Source organism: Tistlia consotensis USBA 355, assembly GCF_900177295.1.
In the GTDB taxonomy this organism is placed as follows: Bacteria; Pseudomonadota; Alphaproteobacteria; order Kiloniellales; family DSM-21159; genus Tistlia; species Tistlia consotensis.
This window is the reverse complement of sequence record NZ_FWZX01000010.1, coordinates 120,259-138,425: the sequence shown is the minus strand read 5'-3', so window position 1 is coordinate 138,425 and position 18,167 is coordinate 120,259. Positions and strand designations below refer to the sequence as shown.

20 protein-coding genes are annotated in these 18,167 nt (G+C 71.7%); 19 read left to right on the top strand and 1 reads right to left on the bottom strand.

The window, feature by feature from the left end; genetic code table 11:
- Nucleotides 1-118: 118 nt before the first annotated feature.
- On the top strand, nt 119-1,438 hold the full coding sequence (locus B9O00_RS14240) for an NAD(P)/FAD-dependent oxidoreductase (protein WP_085123348.1): 1,320 nt from the start codon (nt 119-121) through the stop codon (nt 1,436-1,438).
- An 18-nt stretch (nt 1,439-1,456) separates the two neighbouring features.
- Here the strand turns inward: B9O00_RS14240 and B9O00_RS14235 are convergent, their stop codons facing one another.
- On the bottom strand, nt 1,457-2,320 hold the full coding sequence (locus B9O00_RS14235) for a GNAT family N-acetyltransferase (protein ID WP_089229840.1): 864 nt from the start codon (nt 2,318-2,320) through the stop codon (nt 1,457-1,459).
- A gap of 422 nt (nt 2,321-2,742) precedes the next feature.
- Between B9O00_RS14235 and B9O00_RS14230 the strand changes: the two genes are divergently transcribed.
- From B9O00_RS14230 to hypE, 18 genes are all read left to right on the top strand, one after another.
- On the top strand, nt 2,743-4,185 hold the full coding sequence (locus B9O00_RS14230; RefSeq protein WP_085123347.1) for a sigma-54 dependent transcriptional regulator: 1,443 nt from the start codon (nt 2,743-2,745) through the stop codon (nt 4,183-4,185).
- Nucleotides 4,186-4,210: 25 nt separating this feature from the next.
- Nucleotides 4,211-4,432, top strand: a complete 222-nt coding sequence (locus B9O00_RS14225; RefSeq protein WP_200808509.1) for a hypothetical protein — start codon at nt 4,211-4,213, stop codon at nt 4,430-4,432.
- 251 nt (nt 4,433-4,683) lie between these two features.
- Nucleotides 4,684-5,646: an NADH-quinone oxidoreductase subunit B family protein gene (locus B9O00_RS14220; protein ID WP_085123345.1), complete on the top strand. Its 963-nt coding sequence runs from the start codon at nt 4,684-4,686 to the stop codon at nt 5,644-5,646.
- Nucleotides 5,647-5,672: 26 nt separating this feature from the next.
- On the top strand, nt 5,673-7,271 hold the full coding sequence (locus B9O00_RS14215) for a nickel-dependent hydrogenase large subunit (RefSeq protein ID WP_085123344.1): 1,599 nt from the start codon (nt 5,673-5,675) through the stop codon (nt 7,269-7,271).
- A 74-nt stretch (nt 7,272-7,345) separates the two neighbouring features.
- The gene (locus B9O00_RS14210; RefSeq protein ID WP_200808508.1) at nt 7,346-7,732 is read left to right on the top strand and encodes a hypothetical protein; all 387 of its coding nucleotides are present in this window, start codon (nt 7,346-7,348) and stop codon (nt 7,730-7,732) included.
- A gap of 10 nt (nt 7,733-7,742) precedes the next feature.
- Nucleotides 7,743-8,084, top strand: a complete 342-nt coding sequence (locus tag B9O00_RS14205; RefSeq protein ID WP_085123343.1) for a hypothetical protein — start codon at nt 7,743-7,745, stop codon at nt 8,082-8,084.
- Complete coding sequence (locus tag B9O00_RS14200; protein WP_089229841.1) at nt 8,081-8,566, top strand: hydrogenase maturation protease; 486 nt, start codon at nt 8,081-8,083, stop codon at nt 8,564-8,566. The genes B9O00_RS14205 and B9O00_RS14200 overlap by 4 nt, the downstream gene beginning before the upstream one ends.
- Nucleotides 8,563-8,880 carry a hypothetical protein gene (locus B9O00_RS14195; protein ID WP_085123342.1) on the top strand — a complete coding sequence of 106 codons (318 nt, stop codon included), beginning with the start codon at nt 8,563-8,565 and terminating at the stop codon, nt 8,878-8,880. Before B9O00_RS14200 ends, B9O00_RS14195 begins: the two co-directional genes overlap by 4 nt.
- 107 nt (nt 8,881-8,987) lie before the next feature.
- Nucleotides 8,988-9,986: a tetratricopeptide repeat protein gene (locus tag B9O00_RS14190; RefSeq protein ID WP_085123341.1), complete on the top strand. Its 999-nt coding sequence runs from the start codon at nt 8,988-8,990 to the stop codon at nt 9,984-9,986.
- A 50-nt stretch (nt 9,987-10,036) separates the two neighbouring features.
- Entirely contained in the window at nt 10,037-10,243 is a 207-nt protein-coding gene (locus B9O00_RS14185) for a hypothetical protein (protein ID WP_085123340.1), read from the top strand.
- Nucleotides 10,243-10,464: a hypothetical protein gene (locus B9O00_RS14180; protein WP_085123339.1), complete on the top strand. Its 222-nt coding sequence runs from the start codon at nt 10,243-10,245 to the stop codon at nt 10,462-10,464. The genes B9O00_RS14185 and B9O00_RS14180 overlap by 1 nt, the downstream gene beginning before the upstream one ends.
- Nucleotides 10,465-10,469: 5 nt before the next feature.
- Entirely contained in the window at nt 10,470-11,351 is an 882-nt protein-coding gene (locus tag B9O00_RS14175) for a NifU family protein (RefSeq protein WP_085123381.1), read from the top strand.
- 3 nt (nt 11,352-11,354) lie between these two features.
- On the top strand, nt 11,355-12,542 hold the full coding sequence (locus B9O00_RS14170; RefSeq protein WP_085123338.1) for an NHL repeat-containing protein: 1,188 nt from the start codon (nt 11,355-11,357) through the stop codon (nt 12,540-12,542).
- Nucleotides 12,539-14,944: a carbamoyltransferase HypF gene (hypF, locus tag B9O00_RS14165; protein ID WP_085123337.1), complete on the top strand. Its 2,406-nt coding sequence runs from the start codon at nt 12,539-12,541 to the stop codon at nt 14,942-14,944. Before B9O00_RS14170 ends, hypF begins: the two co-directional genes overlap by 4 nt.
- The gene (locus B9O00_RS14160; protein ID WP_085123336.1) at nt 14,935-15,222 is read left to right on the top strand and encodes a HypC/HybG/HupF family hydrogenase formation chaperone; all 288 of its coding nucleotides are present in this window, start codon (nt 14,935-14,937) and stop codon (nt 15,220-15,222) included. The genes hypF and B9O00_RS14160 overlap by 10 nt, the downstream gene beginning before the upstream one ends.
- Nucleotides 15,219-15,932, top strand: coding sequence for a D-sedoheptulose-7-phosphate isomerase (locus tag B9O00_RS14155; RefSeq protein WP_085123335.1), 714 nt, complete (start codon nt 15,219-15,221; stop codon nt 15,930-15,932). The genes B9O00_RS14160 and B9O00_RS14155 overlap by 4 nt, the downstream gene beginning before the upstream one ends.
- On the top strand, nt 15,929-17,110 hold the full coding sequence (gene hypD / locus B9O00_RS14150) for a hydrogenase formation protein HypD (RefSeq protein ID WP_085123334.1): 1,182 nt from the start codon (nt 15,929-15,931) through the stop codon (nt 17,108-17,110). Before B9O00_RS14155 ends, hypD begins: the two co-directional genes overlap by 4 nt.
- A gap of 5 nt (nt 17,111-17,115) precedes the next feature.
- A complete protein-coding gene (gene hypE, locus B9O00_RS14145) occupies nt 17,116-18,159 on the top strand; it encodes a hydrogenase expression/formation protein HypE (protein ID WP_089229843.1) in 1,044 nt (347 codons plus the stop codon).
- Nucleotides 18,160-18,167 lie beyond the last annotated feature (8 nt).

The following is an 18,167-nucleotide window of genomic DNA, read 5'->3' as shown; positions in this document are numbered from 1 at the left end:
TCTTCGGCGCACGGTAAGCCGCGTGGGGCGCCGTCTGCAGCATTTCATGCTGCCTGAGGCGGGCCTCCGGCAGCTTTGCCGGCTGCCGTGCCGCTAGTCTCTCCAGGAAGGAGATCCCATGCCGGCGCCGCTGCTGACCATCGAAACCGCTCCCGCGCCGCCGACGGCTGCCGACGTCGTCGTGATCGGCGGCGGCATCGTCGGCGCCTGCGCCGCCTACTTTCTGGCATCGCGCGGCGTCGACGTCGTCCTGCTGGAGAAGGGCCGCATCGGCGCGGAGCAGTCGAGTCGCAACTGGGGCTGGTGCCGGCAGCAGAACCGCGATCGCCGCGAGCTGCCCATGGCGACGAGAAGCCTGGCCCTGTGGGACCGCCTGGCCGGGGAGCTCGGGCCCGAGATCGGCTTCCGCCGTTGCGGCCTGCTCTATCTCTCGAACGACGAGGCCGAGATCGAAGGCTGGGCCCGCTGGCGCGACTTCGCACGCGGCGAGGGCGTCGTCACCCACATGCTGTCTGCCGCCGAGGCGACCGGACGGGCCCAGGCGACCGGCAAGACCTGGAAGGGGGGCGTCTTCTCGCCCAGCGACGGCATCGCCGACCCGGCGGTGGCCGCGCCGATGATCGCCAAGGGGATCGAGGCGCGGGGCGGCCGCGTCGTCCAGGGCTGCGCGGCACGCGGGCTGGAGCTGGCTGGCGGCCGCGTCCGCGGCGTCGTGACCGAGCGGGGGGTGATTCGCACCCCGGTCGCAGTGATGGCCGGCGGGGCCTGGGCCTCGAGCTTCTGCCGTCAGCTCGGGCTGCGCTTTCCCCAGGCGTCGGTGCGCGCCTCGATCCTCGCCGTTTCGCACGCACCGGGGATTCCGGACGCGCTGCACACGGCCCGCGTCTCGGTCACGGCCCGGAGCGACGGCGCGCACACGCTGGCGATCTCAGGCAAGGCCCGGGTCGATCCGACGCTGCAGATGCTGCGCTTCGGCTCGACCTTCGTGCCGATGTTCCTGAAGCGTCGCGGATCGCTCGCCCCCGGCGGCCTGGAAGGCCTGCGCTCGGGCCACGAAACGCTCGGCCGCTGGGCGCTCGACCGGCCGACGCCGATGGAGCGCATGCGGATCCTCGACCCGCGCCCGGACGGCCGCCAGATCGAGGAGACCGTCGGCCGGGCCCGCGCGCTGCTGCCTGCCCTGCAGGACAGCCGGGTGACGGCGGCCTGGGCCGGCTACATCGACAGCACGCCCGACGGCGTGCCGGCGATCGGCGGCACGCGGCTGCCCGGCTTCATCCTCGCCGCCGGCTTCAGCGGCCACGGCTTCGGCATCGGCCCCGGCGCCGGAGAGATGATCGCCGACCTCGTCACCGGCGCCGCGCCGGCCCTCGACCCGGCGCCCTACAGCCCTGCACGCTTCGCCCGCTCCGCCTGGGGCAGGGTCGCGGACTTCTGACCGGTCCGACCGCGCCGCTCAGCCGAGCGCCTGGTTCACCAGACCGTAGGTCGTCACCGGCCCCGGCGGCGGCACCTCGCCGCGGGTCATGGTCGTGACGGTGTCGTAGAGGGGAATGCCCGACGCTTCGAGAAAGCGGCGCAGCGGCCCGTCCTCCGCGCGGGTGTCCATGCGCAGGAAGCGACCCTTGAAAGCCGCGACATGCGGCCGGATCACGGTGATGGCGTCCTCCTCGGTCTCCGCGACGACGGGGCCGACGACGTGCCCGCGCCCGAACTCGCGGCACAGCGCGAAGGCGCAGACGCGACCGGCGCGCTCGATCACCGTTCCCTCCGAGACCGGAAGGATCCGCTCGAACACGGGCGAGCGGCTCGCGCCGTAGGCCGCGGCATCGAGCGCGACGATCGTCCCGGCGTCCTCCTCGCGCAGCCGACGGGCGGCGGCGGGTCCGTCCGGCAGTGCGGTGACGACGCCGTTGTACTGATAGACCGTCTGGCGCGGCTCGAATCCCATGGACAGATACAGCCGATAGGCGGCCTTGGTCGCGTTCAGCACCTTGCCGCGCGCGCCGACCCGCTCGAGGATATGGTCCATCAGCCAGCGGCCGGCGCCCTGGTCCTGCAGGCGCGGCGAGGTGATCACCATGCCGATCGAGGCCAGCCGCTCGCCCATCGGAAACCACATGGCCGAGCCGAGGATGCGCCCGATCTCGTCGCGGGCGACGAAGCCTTCGCCCAGCTCGATGAGCAGCATCCAGTCCTTGGGCCGGTGCGGCCAGTTGACGCCGATCGAGAGCTCGTGCAGGCGCGGCACATCCCCGAGGGTCATCGGCGACAGGGTGATCTCGTAGCTGTCCAGCGTTATGGTCGGCGCGCTTTGCACGCTCCTGCTCCTCCCATGGGCGCTCCGGCAAGGCTAGCAGCTTGCGGCCGCATTTCCTGCCCTATTGCGGCCCGTTCCAAGCAGAAGCTGCCACGGATCGACCCATCGCCGTCACGGTCGAAATCGCCGGTGGCGAACGACCTGTCGTTCCTCGGCCTTGCCGATGGCCCGGAACGGATGGAGGCAGGGCGCGGACGCCACACCGAAGACCGACCACACGGGGGCAATCGGCGAGAAGTCTCCGGCCGTGCTCACGAAATCCGACGGCGGGCCGGTGGCGCCGATGCCATCCCGCCGATCCGCGAGCGGAGGTCCGGGGCGGACTCGGGGGGGCATCCGCGATCCGGACGGGATCGACTTGACCGAGTCGCATCAAAAGATAGACTGCATTTCAGGTTTTCAAATTGATAAGAATATTATCAATGCAGACGGAGCACACAGTCCTTCTGGTCTCGGCCGACGCAGAGCTCCTGGACGGCGCGGCGGCGGCCCTGGGCGGGGATCCGGACTACCGGCTGATTCTCTGCCGCAGCGAGCAGGAGGCGGCGACCCGGCTCGACGCGCTGCAGGCGCATCTGGTCGTCTGCGACGCCGACCTGATCGCCGACGAGGCCTCGAACGTGCTGGTCGGCGCGCGCATCTCGCATCCGCACGTCGCGCGCGTCCTGGTCGGCGCGCCGGACGCGGCCGAGAAGTGCGCCGCGATCGCCCGCCGGGCCGCGAGCTACCTCTACGTGATCAAGCCGGTGCCGACCGACTTGATCCGGCTGCTCGCCAAGCGCGCGCTCGAGCTCAGCGAGCTGTCGCGGCGCCACCGGGTGCTGTCGCGCGAGCTGAAGATCTCGATGGACGACGACATCTTCGCCGAGCACGAGGAGTTCTCGGTGAAGGGCGGCCGCTCGCAGTTCGAGAAGCTGGTCTACGTCAGCGCCAAGATGGCCGAGCTCTGCGTCGAGGCGAAGCAGGCGGCGGCGACCGAGCTGCCGGTGCTGATTCAGGGCGAGACCGGCACCGGCAAGGAGCTGCTGGCGCGCGCGATCCACTTCAACTCGAAGCGCATGAACTCGCCGATGCACGTGCAGAACTGCGGCGGCATGTCGGACGACACCCTGCATTCGGAGCTCTTCGGCCATCTGCGCGGCGCCTTCACCGGGGCGGTCGCCGACCGGCTCGGCCTGTTCCGCGCGGCCGACGGCGGCACCGTCTTCCTGGACGAGATCTCGGAGATCTCGCCGAGCTTCCAGGTCAGCCTGCTGCGCTTCCTGCAGGAGGGCGAGGTCAAGCCGCTCGGCTCGGACCGGCTCTACCACGCCGACGTCCGCGTCATCGCCGCCAGCAATCGGCCGCTCGACAAGCTGGTCGAGCGCGGGGAGTTCCGCCGCGACCTCTACTACCGCCTAAAGGGCTTCGAGCTGCACATCCCGGCGCTGCGCGAGCGTCCCGAGGACGTTCCGGCCCTGACCGAGTTCTTCATCGAGAAGTATGCCGGCGTGGTCGGGCGGCGGGTCGTCGGCGTCACCAAGGACGCGCTGGCCAAGCTGCAGGCCTACGACTATCCGGGCAACGTCCGCGAGCTGGAGACGGAGATCCGCCGCATGGTCGCGGTTGCCGAGCAGGGCGGCTACATCTCCGCGCGCCACCTCTCCCTGGCCTTCGAGCGCGTGCCGTTGCACAAGCCGGAGGCGATGCCCTTCGCGACGAGCGGCGCCAGCCTGAAGGAGATGGTCGAGAGTCTCGAGAAGCAGGCCGTCGCCGCGTCGCTGCAGCGCCACCATTGGAACCAGAGCCGGGCGGCCGACGAGCTGGGGCTTTCCCGCGTCGGCCTGGCGAACAAGATAAGGCGCTACGGTCTCAACGACGCCTGACCCTCTCGATTCCGGGAACCTGGCCGTGAGCGACGACCCGCCCCGCGTCATCCGCTTTCCCCAGTCCCGCGTGCCGGGCCGCAGCCGGAGCCGGCCGGTCAAGGAACTCGGCGTGACTCCCCTGGCCCGCCAGATCGATCCGACGGACCGCGGCCTGCGCGGTCACTGGTGCAGCCGCTGCTGGGGCGTCTGGTACGGCCGGGCCGGCGAGGTCGAATGCCCGGTCTGCGGCAACCGGCACGGCTGAGCCTGGTCGTCGGGCCGCGCGGCGGCCGCAAAGCAGCTTTGCAATCTTGCCCGTAAAGTTACTTTGCAGAAGGGGGCCTCGGAGCGCCTGCCGGCTCGGCATGCTTCTTATAATCATTTGAAAAATATGGCCTCTCTCGTGCCGGACCTTCCTGGCACGGCCTTTGCTCTTGGACGGCCGAGGCGAAGAGAGCCGATCGCTCGCTGTCCGGTGCCGTCTTCCCGGACGCGAGGCAGCAAGGGAGGAAGAGGATGGCCAATCTGTTGTGGCTCCAGGGGGGAGCCTGTTCCGGCAACACCATGTCGTTCCTGAACGCCGAGGAGCCGAGCGCCTGCGACCTCGTGACCGACTTCGGCATCAACGTGCTGTGGCAGCCCTCTCTCGGGCTCGAGCTCGGCGACAACGTCAAGGCGATTCTGGAGAAGTGCGTGTCGGGCGAGATTCCGCTCGACATCTTCGTCTTCGAGGGCACGGTGGTGAACGCGCCGAACGGCACCGGCGAGTGGAACCGCTTCTGCGGCCGGCCGATGAAGCTCTGGGCCCAGGAACTGGCCGCCGCCGCGCAGTTCGTCGTCGCCATCGGCGATTGCGCGACCTGGGGCGGCATTCCGGCGACCGCGCCGAACCCCTCCGAGAGCCAGGGCCTGCAGTTCCTGAAGCGCCAGCGCGGCGGCGCCCTCGGCGCCGGCTTCACCTCGAAGGCCGGCCTGCCGGTCATCAACATCCCCGGCTGCCCGGCCCATCCCGACTGGGTGACGCAGATCCTGGTCGCGGTCGCCACCGGCCGTGCCGGCGACCTGTCGCTCGACGAGCTGCAGCGGCCGAAGACCTTCTTCTCCAGCTTCACCCAGACCGGCTGCACGCGGAATATGCACTTCGCCTACAAGGTCTCGGCGACCGCCTTCGGCCAGCGCAAGGGCTGCCTGTTCTACGACCTCGGCTGCCGCGGCCCGATGACCCACAGCCCCTGCAACCGGATCCTCTGGAACCGCGTGTCCTCGAAGACGCGCGCCGGCATGCCCTGCATGGGCTGCACCGAGCCGGAGTTCCCCTTCTTCGACCTCGCACCGGGCACGGTCTTCAAGACCCAGACCGTCATGGGCGTGCCCAAGGATCTGCCCGAGGGCGTCGACAAGAAGGGCTACGTCAAGCTGACCGCCGCGGCGAAGGGGGCAGCCCCCGCCTGGGCCGAAGACGACATCTTCGTCGTCTGAACAACGAAATCGGGGAGGATTCACTCATGTCTGCAGCGGTTCAGACCCTGGACATCTCGCCCGTCGGCCGGGTCGAAGGCGACCTCGACGTGCGCGTCGACATCGAGAACGGCGTCGTCACGAACGCCTGGACCCACGCGGAGCTGTTCCGCGGCTTCGAGCTGATCCTGCGCGACAAGGACCCGCAGGCCGGGCTGGTCGTGACGCCGCGCGCCTGCGGCATCTGCGGCGCCTCGCACCTGACCTGCGCGGCCTGGGCGCTGGACACCGCCTGGGGCACGACCGTGCCGCGCAACGCGATCCTGGCCCGCAATCTCGGCCAGCTGGTCGAGTCGATCCAGTCGCTGCCGCGCCACCACTACGGCCTGTTCATGATCGACTTCACCAACAAGAACTACGGCCACAGCCAGTTCTTCGAGGAGGCGGCCAGGCGCTACGCGCCCTTCACCGGCAGCTCCTACGAGGCCGGCGTCACGATCTCCGGCCGCCCGGTCGAGATCTACGCGCTGCTCGGCGGGCAGTGGCCGCACTCCTCCTACATGGTGCCCGGCGGCGTGATGTGTTCGCCGACCCTGACCGACGTCACCCGCGCCTGGTCGATCCTCGAGCACTTCCGCCGCAACTGGATCGAGCCGCTGTGGCTGGGCTGCAGCATGGAGCGCTACGAGGAGATCCAGTCCTACGACGACTTCATGGCCTGGCTGGACGAGCGGCCGGAGCACGCCAACTCGGACCTCGGCCTCTACTGGCGCATGGGCAGCGAGATCGGCCTCGACCGCTACGGCCGCGGCCACGGCAAGTACGTCTCCTGGGGCTACCTGCCGCACGAGGACCGCTACCAGAAGCCGACGATCGAGGGCCGCAACGCGGCGGTGATCATGAAGTCCGGCGTCTACGACGGCGCCAGCGACAGCCACAAGGCGATGGACCAGGTCCAGACCCGCGAGGACATGATGCACGCCTGGTACGACGAGGCCGCCGAGGTCCACCCCTTCGACCGGACGACGACGCCGGTCGGCAGGAACGCCGTCGATCCGGAGGGCAAGTACTCCTGGTGCACCGCCGTGCGCCACGCCGAGAACGGCCGCCTGGAAGCCGGCCCGCTGGCCCGACAGCTGATCGCCGGCGGCTCGCACGGCGAGGCCTGGCAGCACAGCGACCCGCTGGTCCTCGACATGTACCGGAAGATGGGCGGTGCCTCGATCCTGCTGCGCCACTTCGCCCGGATGCACGAGCTCTGCAAGCTCTACCGCCAGGCCGAGCGGATCCTGCGCGAGCTCAGGCTCGGCGACGAGTGGTACATCAAGCCGACCGAGAAGGACGGCCGCGGCTGGGGCGCCACCGAGGCGATCCGCGGCGCGCTCTGCCACTGGATCGACGTGCAGGGCGGCAAGATCAAGAACTACCAGATCATCGCGCCGACGACCTGGAACGTCGGTCCGCGCGCCAGCGACGGCGAACGCGGGCCGATCGAGGAGGCGCTGATCGGCACGCCGATCAAGGACACGGCGGATCCGGTCGAGGTCGGCCACGTCTGCCGCTCCTACGACTCCTGCCTCGTCTGCACCGTTCATGCGCACGATGCCAGGACCGGGGAGGAGCTGGCACGTTTCCGTACCGCGTGATGAAATCGGCCGGCAGGGGGCGTCGGCCCCCTGCCTCGCCGCAAACAAGAAGAACGATGTCGGGGGAGGCCGCGATGCCCGGGGCTCTCAACAAGGATCCGGCGCTCGCCGAGCGGGAGGCCTACGTCGCGCGCTATGGCGTCGCGCCGTCCGAGGCCGATCACGCGACGCTGCTGCGCATGATCGAGGACCAGCTGAAGGAAGGGCTGAAGACCATGGTCGAGCCCTTCCCGGAGACCGACAGGGAGTTCGCCGCGATCATCGACACGCTGCGCCCGCTGGGCGCCGACCAGCTGCGCGAGAAGCTGGTGATCAGCGGCTGGCTGCTGAAGCCCTACGGCGAGGAGGAGATGCGCTGTCAGGAGTGCATGTACTTCCTGGTCCACAAGCGCTGGTGCGATCTGCCCGAGCTCAGCCTGCCGGCCGAGCCGGACTGGTGGTGCCGGCTGTGGCGGATCTGAGGAGGCTGCGATGGCCGAGACCGAGCCGGCCGCGGGCGGCGAAGGGGACGAGCGCCTGCGCGCCGAGATCGCGGCGAAGCTGAAGGGCGGCCTGGAGACCGAGGCCTGGCCGCGCGCCGGGAGCTCGGAGATGGTCAACGAGATCGTCGGGCGCCTGCGCAGCGAGGCGCAGGACGACCTCGTGGCCAAGCTGGTCGTCGCCGGCGTCACCGACCATCCGATCGAGGCCGACGATCTGGATCAGCCCTGCGAGACCTGCATGTACTACCTGGTGCACCGGCGCTTCTGCGAGCTGCCGGAGCTGATGATCCCGGTCGAGCCGACCTGGTCGTGCCGGCTCTGGCGGATATGAGCGCGCCGGCCCTGGCGATCATCGGCTGCGGCAATCCCAACCGTCGCGACGACGGCGCCGGCCCGCAGGTCGTCTCGCTGCTGAAGCGGCGGTCGCTGCCGGCCGGAGTCGCGCTGTTCGACGCCGGAACCGACGGCATGGCGGTGATCTACCGCGCGCGCGGCGCCGCGCGCCTGGTCATCGTCGACGCGCGCCGGCCGGAAGGCGCGCCGGGAACGGTCTACGAGGTGCCGGGCGAGGTTCTGGCGGCACCGCCGCCGCAGAGCTTCAACCTGCACGACTTCCGCTGGGACCACGCGCTCTATGCCGGGCGTAAGCTCTACGGCGAGGGCTTTCCGGCCCAGGTCCGGGTGTTCCTGATCGAGGCGGCCTCGCTCGACTTCGGGCTGGGGCTCAGCCCCGCCGTGGCCGCCGCCGCCGAGAGCGTGGCCGAGCGCATCGCCCGCCTGGCGGAAGCGGGCGGTGCGGGGGCGGTCGCGTGACCGCACGCGTCGAGGTGCGCGACGGCGCCGTCTACCTGCCGGCGGCGCTCGCCGAGACCTACTTCCGCGGCGTCGACGCCGTGGTCCTGCTGATCCGCGGCGGCGCCCTGCAGGTCCTGCCGGTGCGCCAAGCGGCGGCGGGCGGTTGCCTCCTGAAGATCCGCAACGCCGCTGGCGACCGCGTCGCCGCCGCGCCCGATCTGTTCCTTGCCGCGGGCCTGGGCGCCTGGGCGGCGCAGGGGCTCGAGGCGCGCTGGTCCAGCGAGGCCGGTGCGCTGGTCGTCGAGCTGCCGATCCAGAAATTGCAAACTTAGTTTTCAAATGCAAAAAGAGATAGACAGCTTTCTGCCACTCGGCTTTACTTTCTGACAACAATCTTACGCAGCGCCCCAGAAGGCGCCGCGAGGGGAGGACAGCGGAGATGGCCGCACGCAGCCGAACCGGGGATCAGGTCAGGGCCGCCCTGCGCGCCGTCGAGGAGGCCGAGGCGTCGGCGGCCGAGAAGGCCGAGATGCTGATGGAGATCGCCATGGGGCTGCAGCAGAAGCCGCGGGCGGTCGAGGATCTCGAAGCCGCCGTCGAGCTCTATGGCAAGGCCCTCGAGATCTGCCCGGACGACCTGCCGCTGCTGGCGGCCCGCATCCGCGCCCGCCTGGGTACGGCCCTGCTGGCGACGCCCGCCGAGGGCCCGGAGCCGATCGAGCAGGCCCGCGACGCCTTCCAGGCGGCGCTCGGTGTCCTGGCCGGCGAGGGGCTGGACGAGGAGATCGCCGAGGCGGAGATGAACCTCGGCCTCGCGCTGCAGAGCCTGGCCGGCCTCGGCCGGGCCCGGATGCAGGACGCCATCGGTGCCTATCAGCGGGCCCTGCGCACCTTCGACAGGAAGCGGCACCCGAAGGAGTTCGCGATCCTGCAGAACAACCTCGCAACCGCCTTCCTCTCGATCCCCTTCACCGACGAGCGCTCGAAGATGCGCGAGGCGCTGGCGGTGCAGGCCTTCGAGGAGGGGCTGAAGGTCGTCACCCTGGTCGACCATCCCTCCGAGTACGCGATGCTGCAGAACAATCTCGGCAACGCGCTGCAGTACGTCTCGTCGAGCCACCGGGTCGAGAACGGCCTGCGCGCGCTGGAGGCCTACGACGAGGCGCTGAAGGTCAGGACGCCGCGCGGCGCGCCCGGCGAATACGCCAATACCATCGCCAACAAGGCCAACTGCCTGGCCAACCTGCCCGACGACCCGGCCCGGCCGGAGGCCGGCAATCCGCTCAACGTCGCCGCGGCGCTCGCGCTCTATCGCGAGGCTTTGGCGATCTTCGAGCGGTTCGGCGAGCCGGACAAGGCGGCCGCCGTCGCGGCGGCGGTCGACGAGCTGACGGCCGAAGCGGTGCCGCCGGCACGGCAGGCCAACGGCGCGGCGTGATTCCCTATCCCCCGGGCCGGCGGTCGGCCGGCGCAAGCAAGAGGTAGGACATGGCAGTTGCGGTCTTCATCATCGGCCTGGTCGTCGGCATCGCGGCGGCGATCGCCGCGGGAGCGCTCTCCGGCCTGCGCATCGGCGCATCGGCCCTGGGCGGCGAGCTCGCGGCCTATATGGGCGGGCTCTACGGCTTCCTCAGCGGCACGGCCGGGGTCGCCGTCGGTCTCGTCGTCCTTCTGCTGCTGCGGGGGGCAGGCTGATGCTGAGCACGGCTCTCGATTCGGCGCGGCTGTTCTTCACCGGCAGGCTGTTCCGCGACAACGCCAAGGTCATGCGCCAGCTCGTCCTCGGCGCGGCGGCCGGCGCCCTGGTCGTGATCGTCGTTGGCCAGGTCGCGCCGTTCTGGGCCGCCGCCGCCGCGGGCGGCGCGGTCAGCGGCTTCCTGCAGCCGTTCCTGTTCAAAGACCTGAAGTACGCGTGACCGCGATGGCCCGGCCTGCCGAGAGCGTCGCGTCAGCGCAGACCGAGGAGCGGGGCCTCGACGCGCTGCTGCGCGACGTCGCGGCCCTGGAGGCGCTGGGCGACGACTGGCCGGAGGCGCAGCGCCGGGCCGCCGAGGCCCGCGTGCGAGCCGTCGACGCGCTCAACGCCGAGGCTTTCCGGCGGCTGATCCGGGCTCTCAAGGACCTGCCCGGCAGCGCCGCTGTGCTGCGCGAGGCGGCGGCCGACGAGGTCGTCTACGCCGTGCTGCGCCGCCACGGCATCCTGAAGCCCTCGGTCTTCGAGCGGGTCGAGGCGGCGCTGGACGGCATCCGGCCGACACTGGCGGGCCACGGCGGCGACGTCGAACTGGTCTCGGTCGAGCCGCCGCTGGCCGAGGTCCGCTTCCTCGGAGCCTGCGACGGCTGCCCGGCCTCAATGCTGACCTTCCATGCCGGGGTGACCAAGGCGATCCGGGAGGGCGTGCCGGAGATCGTCGAGGTCCGGCAGGTCAAGAGCCTGGGCGGCGGCACCTCGGACAGTGTCCATTTCACCTCGCCCTTCGCGGCCGGCCTCAGCGACGGCTGGCGCCTCGCCGTCCGCCTCGCCGAGCTGCCCGACGGCGCGACCCGCGCGGTCGAGCTCGAGGGCCGCTCGCTCCTGCTGTCGCGCTTCGGCGAGCGGGTCACCTGCTTCGAGAACGCCTGCGCCCACCTGGGCCTGCCGCTCGACGACGGCGAGATCGAGGCCGGCCTGATCACCTGCGCCCATCACGGCTTCCGCTACTCGCTGGAAAGCGGCGAGTGCCTGACGGCACCGGAGGTGCAGCTGCAGCCGCATGCCGTGCGCGTCGTCGGCGACCGCATCGACGTCCGGTTGACGGAGTGAGAGATGCGCGTCGCGCTCGCCCCTTCCTTCCAGCCGCTGAAGGCGCCGGGGACCGCGACCGGGGGAGCGCCCCTGGCCGACCCGGCCGGGCCGCGCGTCGTGCTCGGCTGGAGCGAGGACGCCTTGGCCGCGCCGCTCGCCCCGTCGCGCCGCTCGCTGTTCGGGCCGCGCGGCCTCTGCCTGCACCCCGAGGGCTCCCTCTGGGTCGCCGACAGCGGCCATCACCGCCTGCTCGGCTGGCGCCGCCTGCCGATGAAGGACGACGCGCCGGCCGACCTGCTGGTCGGCCAGCCCGACTTCGGGCGCGAGGGGCGCAACGCCAAGGGCCCGGTGGGCCTCGCGACCCTCAACGTGCCGACCGGTGTCTGTGCCTGGGGCCAGGGGCTGGCGGTCGCCGACGCCTGGAACCACCGGGTGCTGCTGTGGCATCGGACGCCGGCCGAGCCGAACCGGCCGGCGGACCTGGTCCTGGGCCAGGACGACGCCGGCGCGATGCTGGCCAACCGCGGCGCCGACCGGCCGACGGCGGCGAGCCTGCACTGGCCCTACGGCGTCGCCGAGATCGACGGCAAGCTGGTGGTCGCCGACAGCGGCAACCGCCGCGTCCTGGTCTGGGACCGGCCGGCGCGCAACGGCCAGCCCGCCGACCTGGTGCTCGGCCAGACCGGCTTCGAGACGCGGGACGAGAACGCCGGCGGCCCGGTCGGGCCCGTCGGCATGCGCTGGCCGCACGGTCTCGCCTGGTGGCGGGGGCGGCTCGCGGTCTCGGATGCCGGCAACAACCGGATCATGCTGTGGGACGGGCTGCCGACGCGGGACGGCGCGCCCTGCGACCTGGTGCTGGGGCAGGCCGACGCGACCGGCTGCGACCACAATCGGGGCGCCTACTACCCCTGTGCCGCAGCGCTCAACATGCCCTATGCTGTGGCCGTCTCGGAGGGACGACTGATCGTCGCCGACACCGCCAACTCGCGTCTCCTCGGCTGGAGCGAGGCTGCCCCGGACGCTCCGGACGCTCCGGCCGACCGGCTGAGCGGCCAGGTCGACTTCGCCTCGAAGGGCGACAACGCCTGGCGGCCGGCCGGCCGCGACACGCTCTGCTGGCCCTACGGCCTGTCGGCGCGGGATGGCCTGCTCGCCGTCGCCGACAGCGGCAACAACCGCGTCCTGCTCTGGGACCTGGCGCCATGAGGGGAGAGAGCATCACGGTGCGCGGCCAGGTCCAGGGCGTCGGCTTCCGCCCCACGGTCTGGCGCATCGCCACCGAGCTGGGCCTCAGCGGCGAGGTGCGCAACAGCGGCGAGGGCGTCGAGATCCGGCTCTGGGGCACGGCCCTGGAGCGCTTTACGGAGCGGCTGCGCGCGGAAGCGCCGGCGCTGGCGCGCATCGAGCGGATCGAGACGGCGCCGCTCGACGGGCCGGCGCCCGAGGGCTTCCGAATCGCCCTGTCGGGCGGCGGCGCCATGCACGCCTCGGTGACGCCGGACGCGGCGACCTGCCCCGACTGCCTGGCCGAGGTGCGCGACCCCTTCGTCCGGCGCTACCGCTACCCCTTCGCCAACTGCACCAACTGCGGGCCGCGCTTCTCGATCGTCGAGGCGGCACCCTACGACCGCGAGCGCACGACGATGCGCGCCTTCGCGCTCTGCCCGGACTGCCGGGCCGAGTACGAGGACCCGGCCGACCGGCGCTTCCACGCCCAGCCGATCGCCTGCCACGCCTGCGGGCCGCGCGCCTGGATCGAGCACCTGGGCGGCGGCGCGGTCAGCCACGAGGCCTTCTCCCTGCTCGACGCGGTCGATGCGGCCGGCGGCATGCTGACCAAGGGCCATATCGTCGCGATCAAGGGCATCGGCGGCTTCCACCTGGCCTGCGACGCGGCCGACGCGGCGGCGGTCGAGCGTCTGCGCGCGCGCAAGGGCCGGCGGGCCAAGCCCTTTGCGCTGATGGCCCGCGACCTGGAGACGATCCGGCGCTATTGCGCGCTCTCGGAGGCGGAGGCGGCGGCGCTGCAGAGCCCTGCGGCGCCGATCGTCCTGCTGCAGGCGGAGGGCGAGGCCCTGCCGGACGCGGTTGCGCCCGGCCTCGGCCAGCTCGGCTTCATGCTGCCCTACACGCCGCTGCACCACCTGCTGCTGCGCCGCATGGCGCGGCCGGTCGTCATGACCAGCGGCAACGTCTCGGGCCGGCCGCAGTGCACCCGCAACGAGGCGGCGCGCGCGGAGCTGGCCGGGGTCGCCGACTTTGCCCTGATGCACGACCGCGAGATCGCCAACCGCATCGACGATTCCGTGCTCCGCGTCGATCTCGGCCGGCCGCGGCTGCTGCGCCGCGCGCGCGGCTACGCGCCGGCGCCGATCGCGCTGCCGGCTGGCTTCGACGGCGGCCTGCGGGTGCTGGCCCTCGGCGGCGAGCTGAAGAACGCCTTCTGCCTGGTCAAGGACGGCCAGGCGATCCTGAGCCAGCACATGGGCGACCTCGAGGACGCCGCCACCGCCGAGGAGGCGGCCCGCAACCTGGCGCTCTACCAAGGGCTCTACGAGCACGAGCCCGAGCTGGTCGCGGTCGACCGCCACCCCGACTACCTTTCGAGCAAGCGCGGCCGGGAGATGGCGCTCGGCGCCGGCCTGCCGCTGGTCGAGGTCCAGCACCACCATGCCCACATCGCCGCCTGCCTGGCCGAGAACGGCCTGCCGCTCGATAGCGGGCCGGTGCTCGGCATCGCTCTCGACGGGCTCGGATTCGGCGAGGACGGCACGATCTGGGGCGGTGAGTTCCTGGCCTGCGACTACCGGAGCTCCCGGCGCCTCGGCTGCCTGAAGCCGGTCGCCCTGCCGGGCGGGTCCGCGGCGGTCCGCGCGCCCTGGCGCAACGCCTATGCCCAGCTGATGGCGGAACTGGGCTGGGCCGAGCTGGCCATGAACTTCGGCCATCTGGCGCTGTTCGAGCGGCTCGAAGCGCTGCCGCGCGCGACCCTCGACGCGATGATCGCCAAGGGACTGAATTCGCCGCTCTCCTCGTCCTGCGGCCGGCTGTTCGACGCTGCTGCGGCGCTCTGCGGCCTGGCCTGGGACGAGCAGGCCTACGAGGGCGAGGCGGCGATGCGCCTGGAGGCGGCGGTCGATCCGGCGGCGCTCGGAGAGCCGGACGAGCTGGCCTATCCCTTCTCGATCCCGCTGCTCGGCGGCCGAGGCCTGCCCTACCTGGAGCCGCTCGCCGCCTGGCGCGCGCTGCTCGGCGACCTGCACCTGGAGACTCCGGTCGGGGTGATCGCGGCCCGCTTCCACCGCGGCCTGGCGAAGGGCATCGTGGCGATGGCCGAGCGCCTCTCGGGCGCCGAGCGGTCCTATCCGACGGTTGCACTGAGCGGCGGCTGCTTCCAGAACCGCACGCTCCTGGCCCTGGTCCACGAGGGGCTGGAAGCGCGGGGCTTCTCCGTGCTGAGTCACGAGAGGGTGCCGGCCAACGACGGCGGCCTGGCGCTCGGCCAGGCTGTCGTCGCGCTGGCGACGCGGCAGGCCCAGTCGCGGCAGGCCCAGTCGCGGCAGGCCCAGTCGCGGCAGACGCAGCCAGGGAGGGAGCCATGTGCCTAGGCATTCCGGGCCGGATCGTCGAGATCAGCGACGCCGCCAAGAAGCTCGGCATCGTCGAGATCGGCGGCGTCCGGCGCCAGGTCAACCTGGCCTGCATCGTCGACGAGGACCATGCGGTCGCCGACTGCGTCGGCGACTGGGTGCTGGTCCACGTCGGCTTCGCCATGAGCCGCATCGACGAGGCGCAGGCGGCCCGCACCCTGGAGATCCTGGCCGAGCTCGGCGAGGTCCAGCAGGAGCTGGAGGCGATGCGCGCCTCGGGAAGGGCCTGGCGATGACGAGCATCGCCGAGGACACCCTGGGCAGCCTCTATCCCTTCCTCTATGGCGAGCGCCGGGACGAGCGGGACCTCGCGGCGGGCCTCGTCGAATCCCTGCGCCGCAAGGCCGGGGACTCGGTCGAGGTCAAGCGCCGCTTCTTCGAGGAGAACGCCGAAGCCGTCGTGGCGGTCGCCCGGGCCATTGCCGGAGTCTATCGTGGCGGCGGACGGCTCTTCACCATGGGCAACGGTGGCTCCTTCTGCGACGCCGCGCACATCGCCGTCGAGTTCCAGCATCCGGTGACCGCCGGACGGCCGGCGCTGCCGGCGACCTGCCTGACGGCCGACGTCGCGGTCATGACGGCGGTCGGCAACGATGTCGGCTTCGAGCACGTCTACCTGCGCCAGATCGTGGCGCACGGCCGCGCCGGCGACGGGCTGATCGGGGTCTCGACCAGCGGCAACTCCGCCAACCTGATGGCCGCCTTCGACAAGGCCAAGGCGCTGGGCCTGACGACCGTCGGCCTCGCCGGCATGGCGGGTGGCGCGATGGCGCGGAGCGCCAGCCTGGACCACTGCCTGGTGGTGCCGAGCGACAGCATCCATCGCATCCAGGAATGCCACGTCGCGATCTATCACATCCTCTGGGACCTGGTGCACAGCCTGCTCGCCGACACGCGCGGCGGGCTCGCTGCCGGTTCCGGGCCGGCGGAAGGCGCGGCGCCATGAAGTACGTCGACGAGTTTCGCGACCCGGTGAAGGCCAGGACACTGCTCCGCGAGATCGAGGTGCTGGCCGGGCGCATCGAGACCCCCGAGGGGCGGCCCCTGCAGATCATGGAGGTCTGCGGCGGCCACACCCACTCGATCTTCCGCTACGGCCTGGAAGCCCTGCTGCCCGGGAAGATCGAGCTCGTGCACGGGCCGGGCTGCCCGGTCTGCGTGCTGCCGATGGGGCGCGTCGACGACTGCGTCGCCCTGGCGGAGCGGCCCGAGGTCATCTTCACCACCTTCGGCGACGCCATGCGCGTGCCCGGCTCGAAGAAGAGTCTGCTGCAAGCCAGGGCCGACGGCGCCGACGTGCGCATGGTCTATTCCCCGCTCGACGCCCTCGCGCTCGCCCGCGACAACCCCGAGCGCGAGGTCGTGTTCTTCGCGCTCGGCTTCGAGACGACGATGCCGTCGACGGCGCTGACCGTGCTGCAGGCGGAGGCCGAGGGCATCGGCAACTTCTCGCTCTTCTGCAACCACATCACGATCATCCCGACGATCAAGGCGATCCTCGATTCGCCGGACCTGCGCATCGACGGCTTCCTGGGGCCCGGCCACGTCTCCATGGTCATCGGCAACCGGCCCTATGCCTTCATCGCCGAGCACTACCGGCGCCCCGTGGTGATTGCCGGCTTCGAGCCGCTCGACATCCTGCAGTCGATCTGGATGCTGCTGAAGCAGCTCGACGAGGGACGCTGCGAGATCGAGAACCAGTATGACCGGGTCGTCCTCGACGCGGGCAACCGCCAGGCGCTGGAGGCGGTCGGGCGGGTCTTCGAGCTCAGGCCCTTCTTCGAGTGGCGTGGCCTCGGCTCGATCGACCACTCCGGCCTGCGCCTCAGCGCGGCCTATGCGGGCTTCGACGCCGAGCGCCGCTTCCCGTTGCCGCAGCTCCGGATCGCCGATCCCAAGTCCTGCCAGTGCGGCGAGGTGCTGAAGGGCGTGATCAAGCCGCGGCAGTGCAAGGTCTTCGGCACGGCCTGCACGCCGGAGACCCCGATGGGCGCCCTGATGGTCTCCAGCGAGGGCGCCTGCGCCGCCTACTACCAGTATGGCGGCGGGCAGCACGGGGGTGGGCAGCACGGGGGCGGGCAGCACGGGGATGGGCAGCACGGCGGCGCGGAGGCGGCGGAGTGAACGTCATGGCGCCGCCCCGACGGCTTTCGGCCGAGCGCGTCACCCTGGCCCACGGCGGCGGCGGCAAGGCGATGCGCGACCTGGTCGCCGACGTCTTCGTCGCGGCCTTCCGGAACCCCGAGATGGGCGAGCTGGAGGACCAGGCGCGCCTGAGCTCGGCGGCGCTCGCCGAGCCGGGCGCGCAGCTCGCCTTCACGACCGACAGCTTCGTCGTCGATCCCGTCGAGTTCCCGGGCGGCGACATCGGCACGATCGCCGTCTGCGGCACGGTCAACGACCTCGCGGTCGGTGGCGCGCGGCCGCTCTGGCTGTCGGCCGCCTTCATCATCGAGGAGGGCGTCGAGGTCGCGCTGCTGCGCCGGGTCGCGGCCTCGATGCGCGCCTCGGCCGAGGCCGCGGGCGTGGTGATCGTGACCGGCGACACCAAGGTCGTCGGCCGCGGCTCGGCGGACAAGCTCTTCGTCACCACCTCCGGCGTCGGCGTCATCCCGGCCGGGCGGCGGCTCGCGGCCAGCCGGGTCCGGGCCGGCGACGTTGCGCTGGTCAACGGCGTGCTCGGCGATCACGGCGCGGCGATCCTGGCGGCGCGCGGCGATCTGGCGCTGACCAGCGACATCGTCTCCGATTGCCGGCCGCTCGACGGCCTGATGGAGGCGGTGCTGGCCGCGGCGCCCGGGGTGCGGGCGGCCCGTGACTGCACCCGCGGCGGTCTCGCCTCGGCGCTCAACGAGATCGCCGAGGCGGCCGGTGTCGGCATCGAGCTCGACGAGGCCGCGCTGCCGCTGCGCGACGAGGCCAAGGGGATCTGCGAGATCCTCGGCCTCGACCCGCTCTATCTGGCGAACGAGGGCACGCTGGTGCTCTTCGCGCCGGCCGGCGAGGCCGAGGCGGCCCTGGCCGCGATGCGCGGCCATCCGGCCGGCCGCGGCGCCGTCGCCATCGGACGGGCTGTCGAGGCCCACCCGGCGGTGGTGGTCATGCGGACCCTGCTCGGTGGCCGGCGCATCGTCGACATGCTGGTCGGCGAGCAGCTGCCGCGGATCTGTTGAGGAGAGGA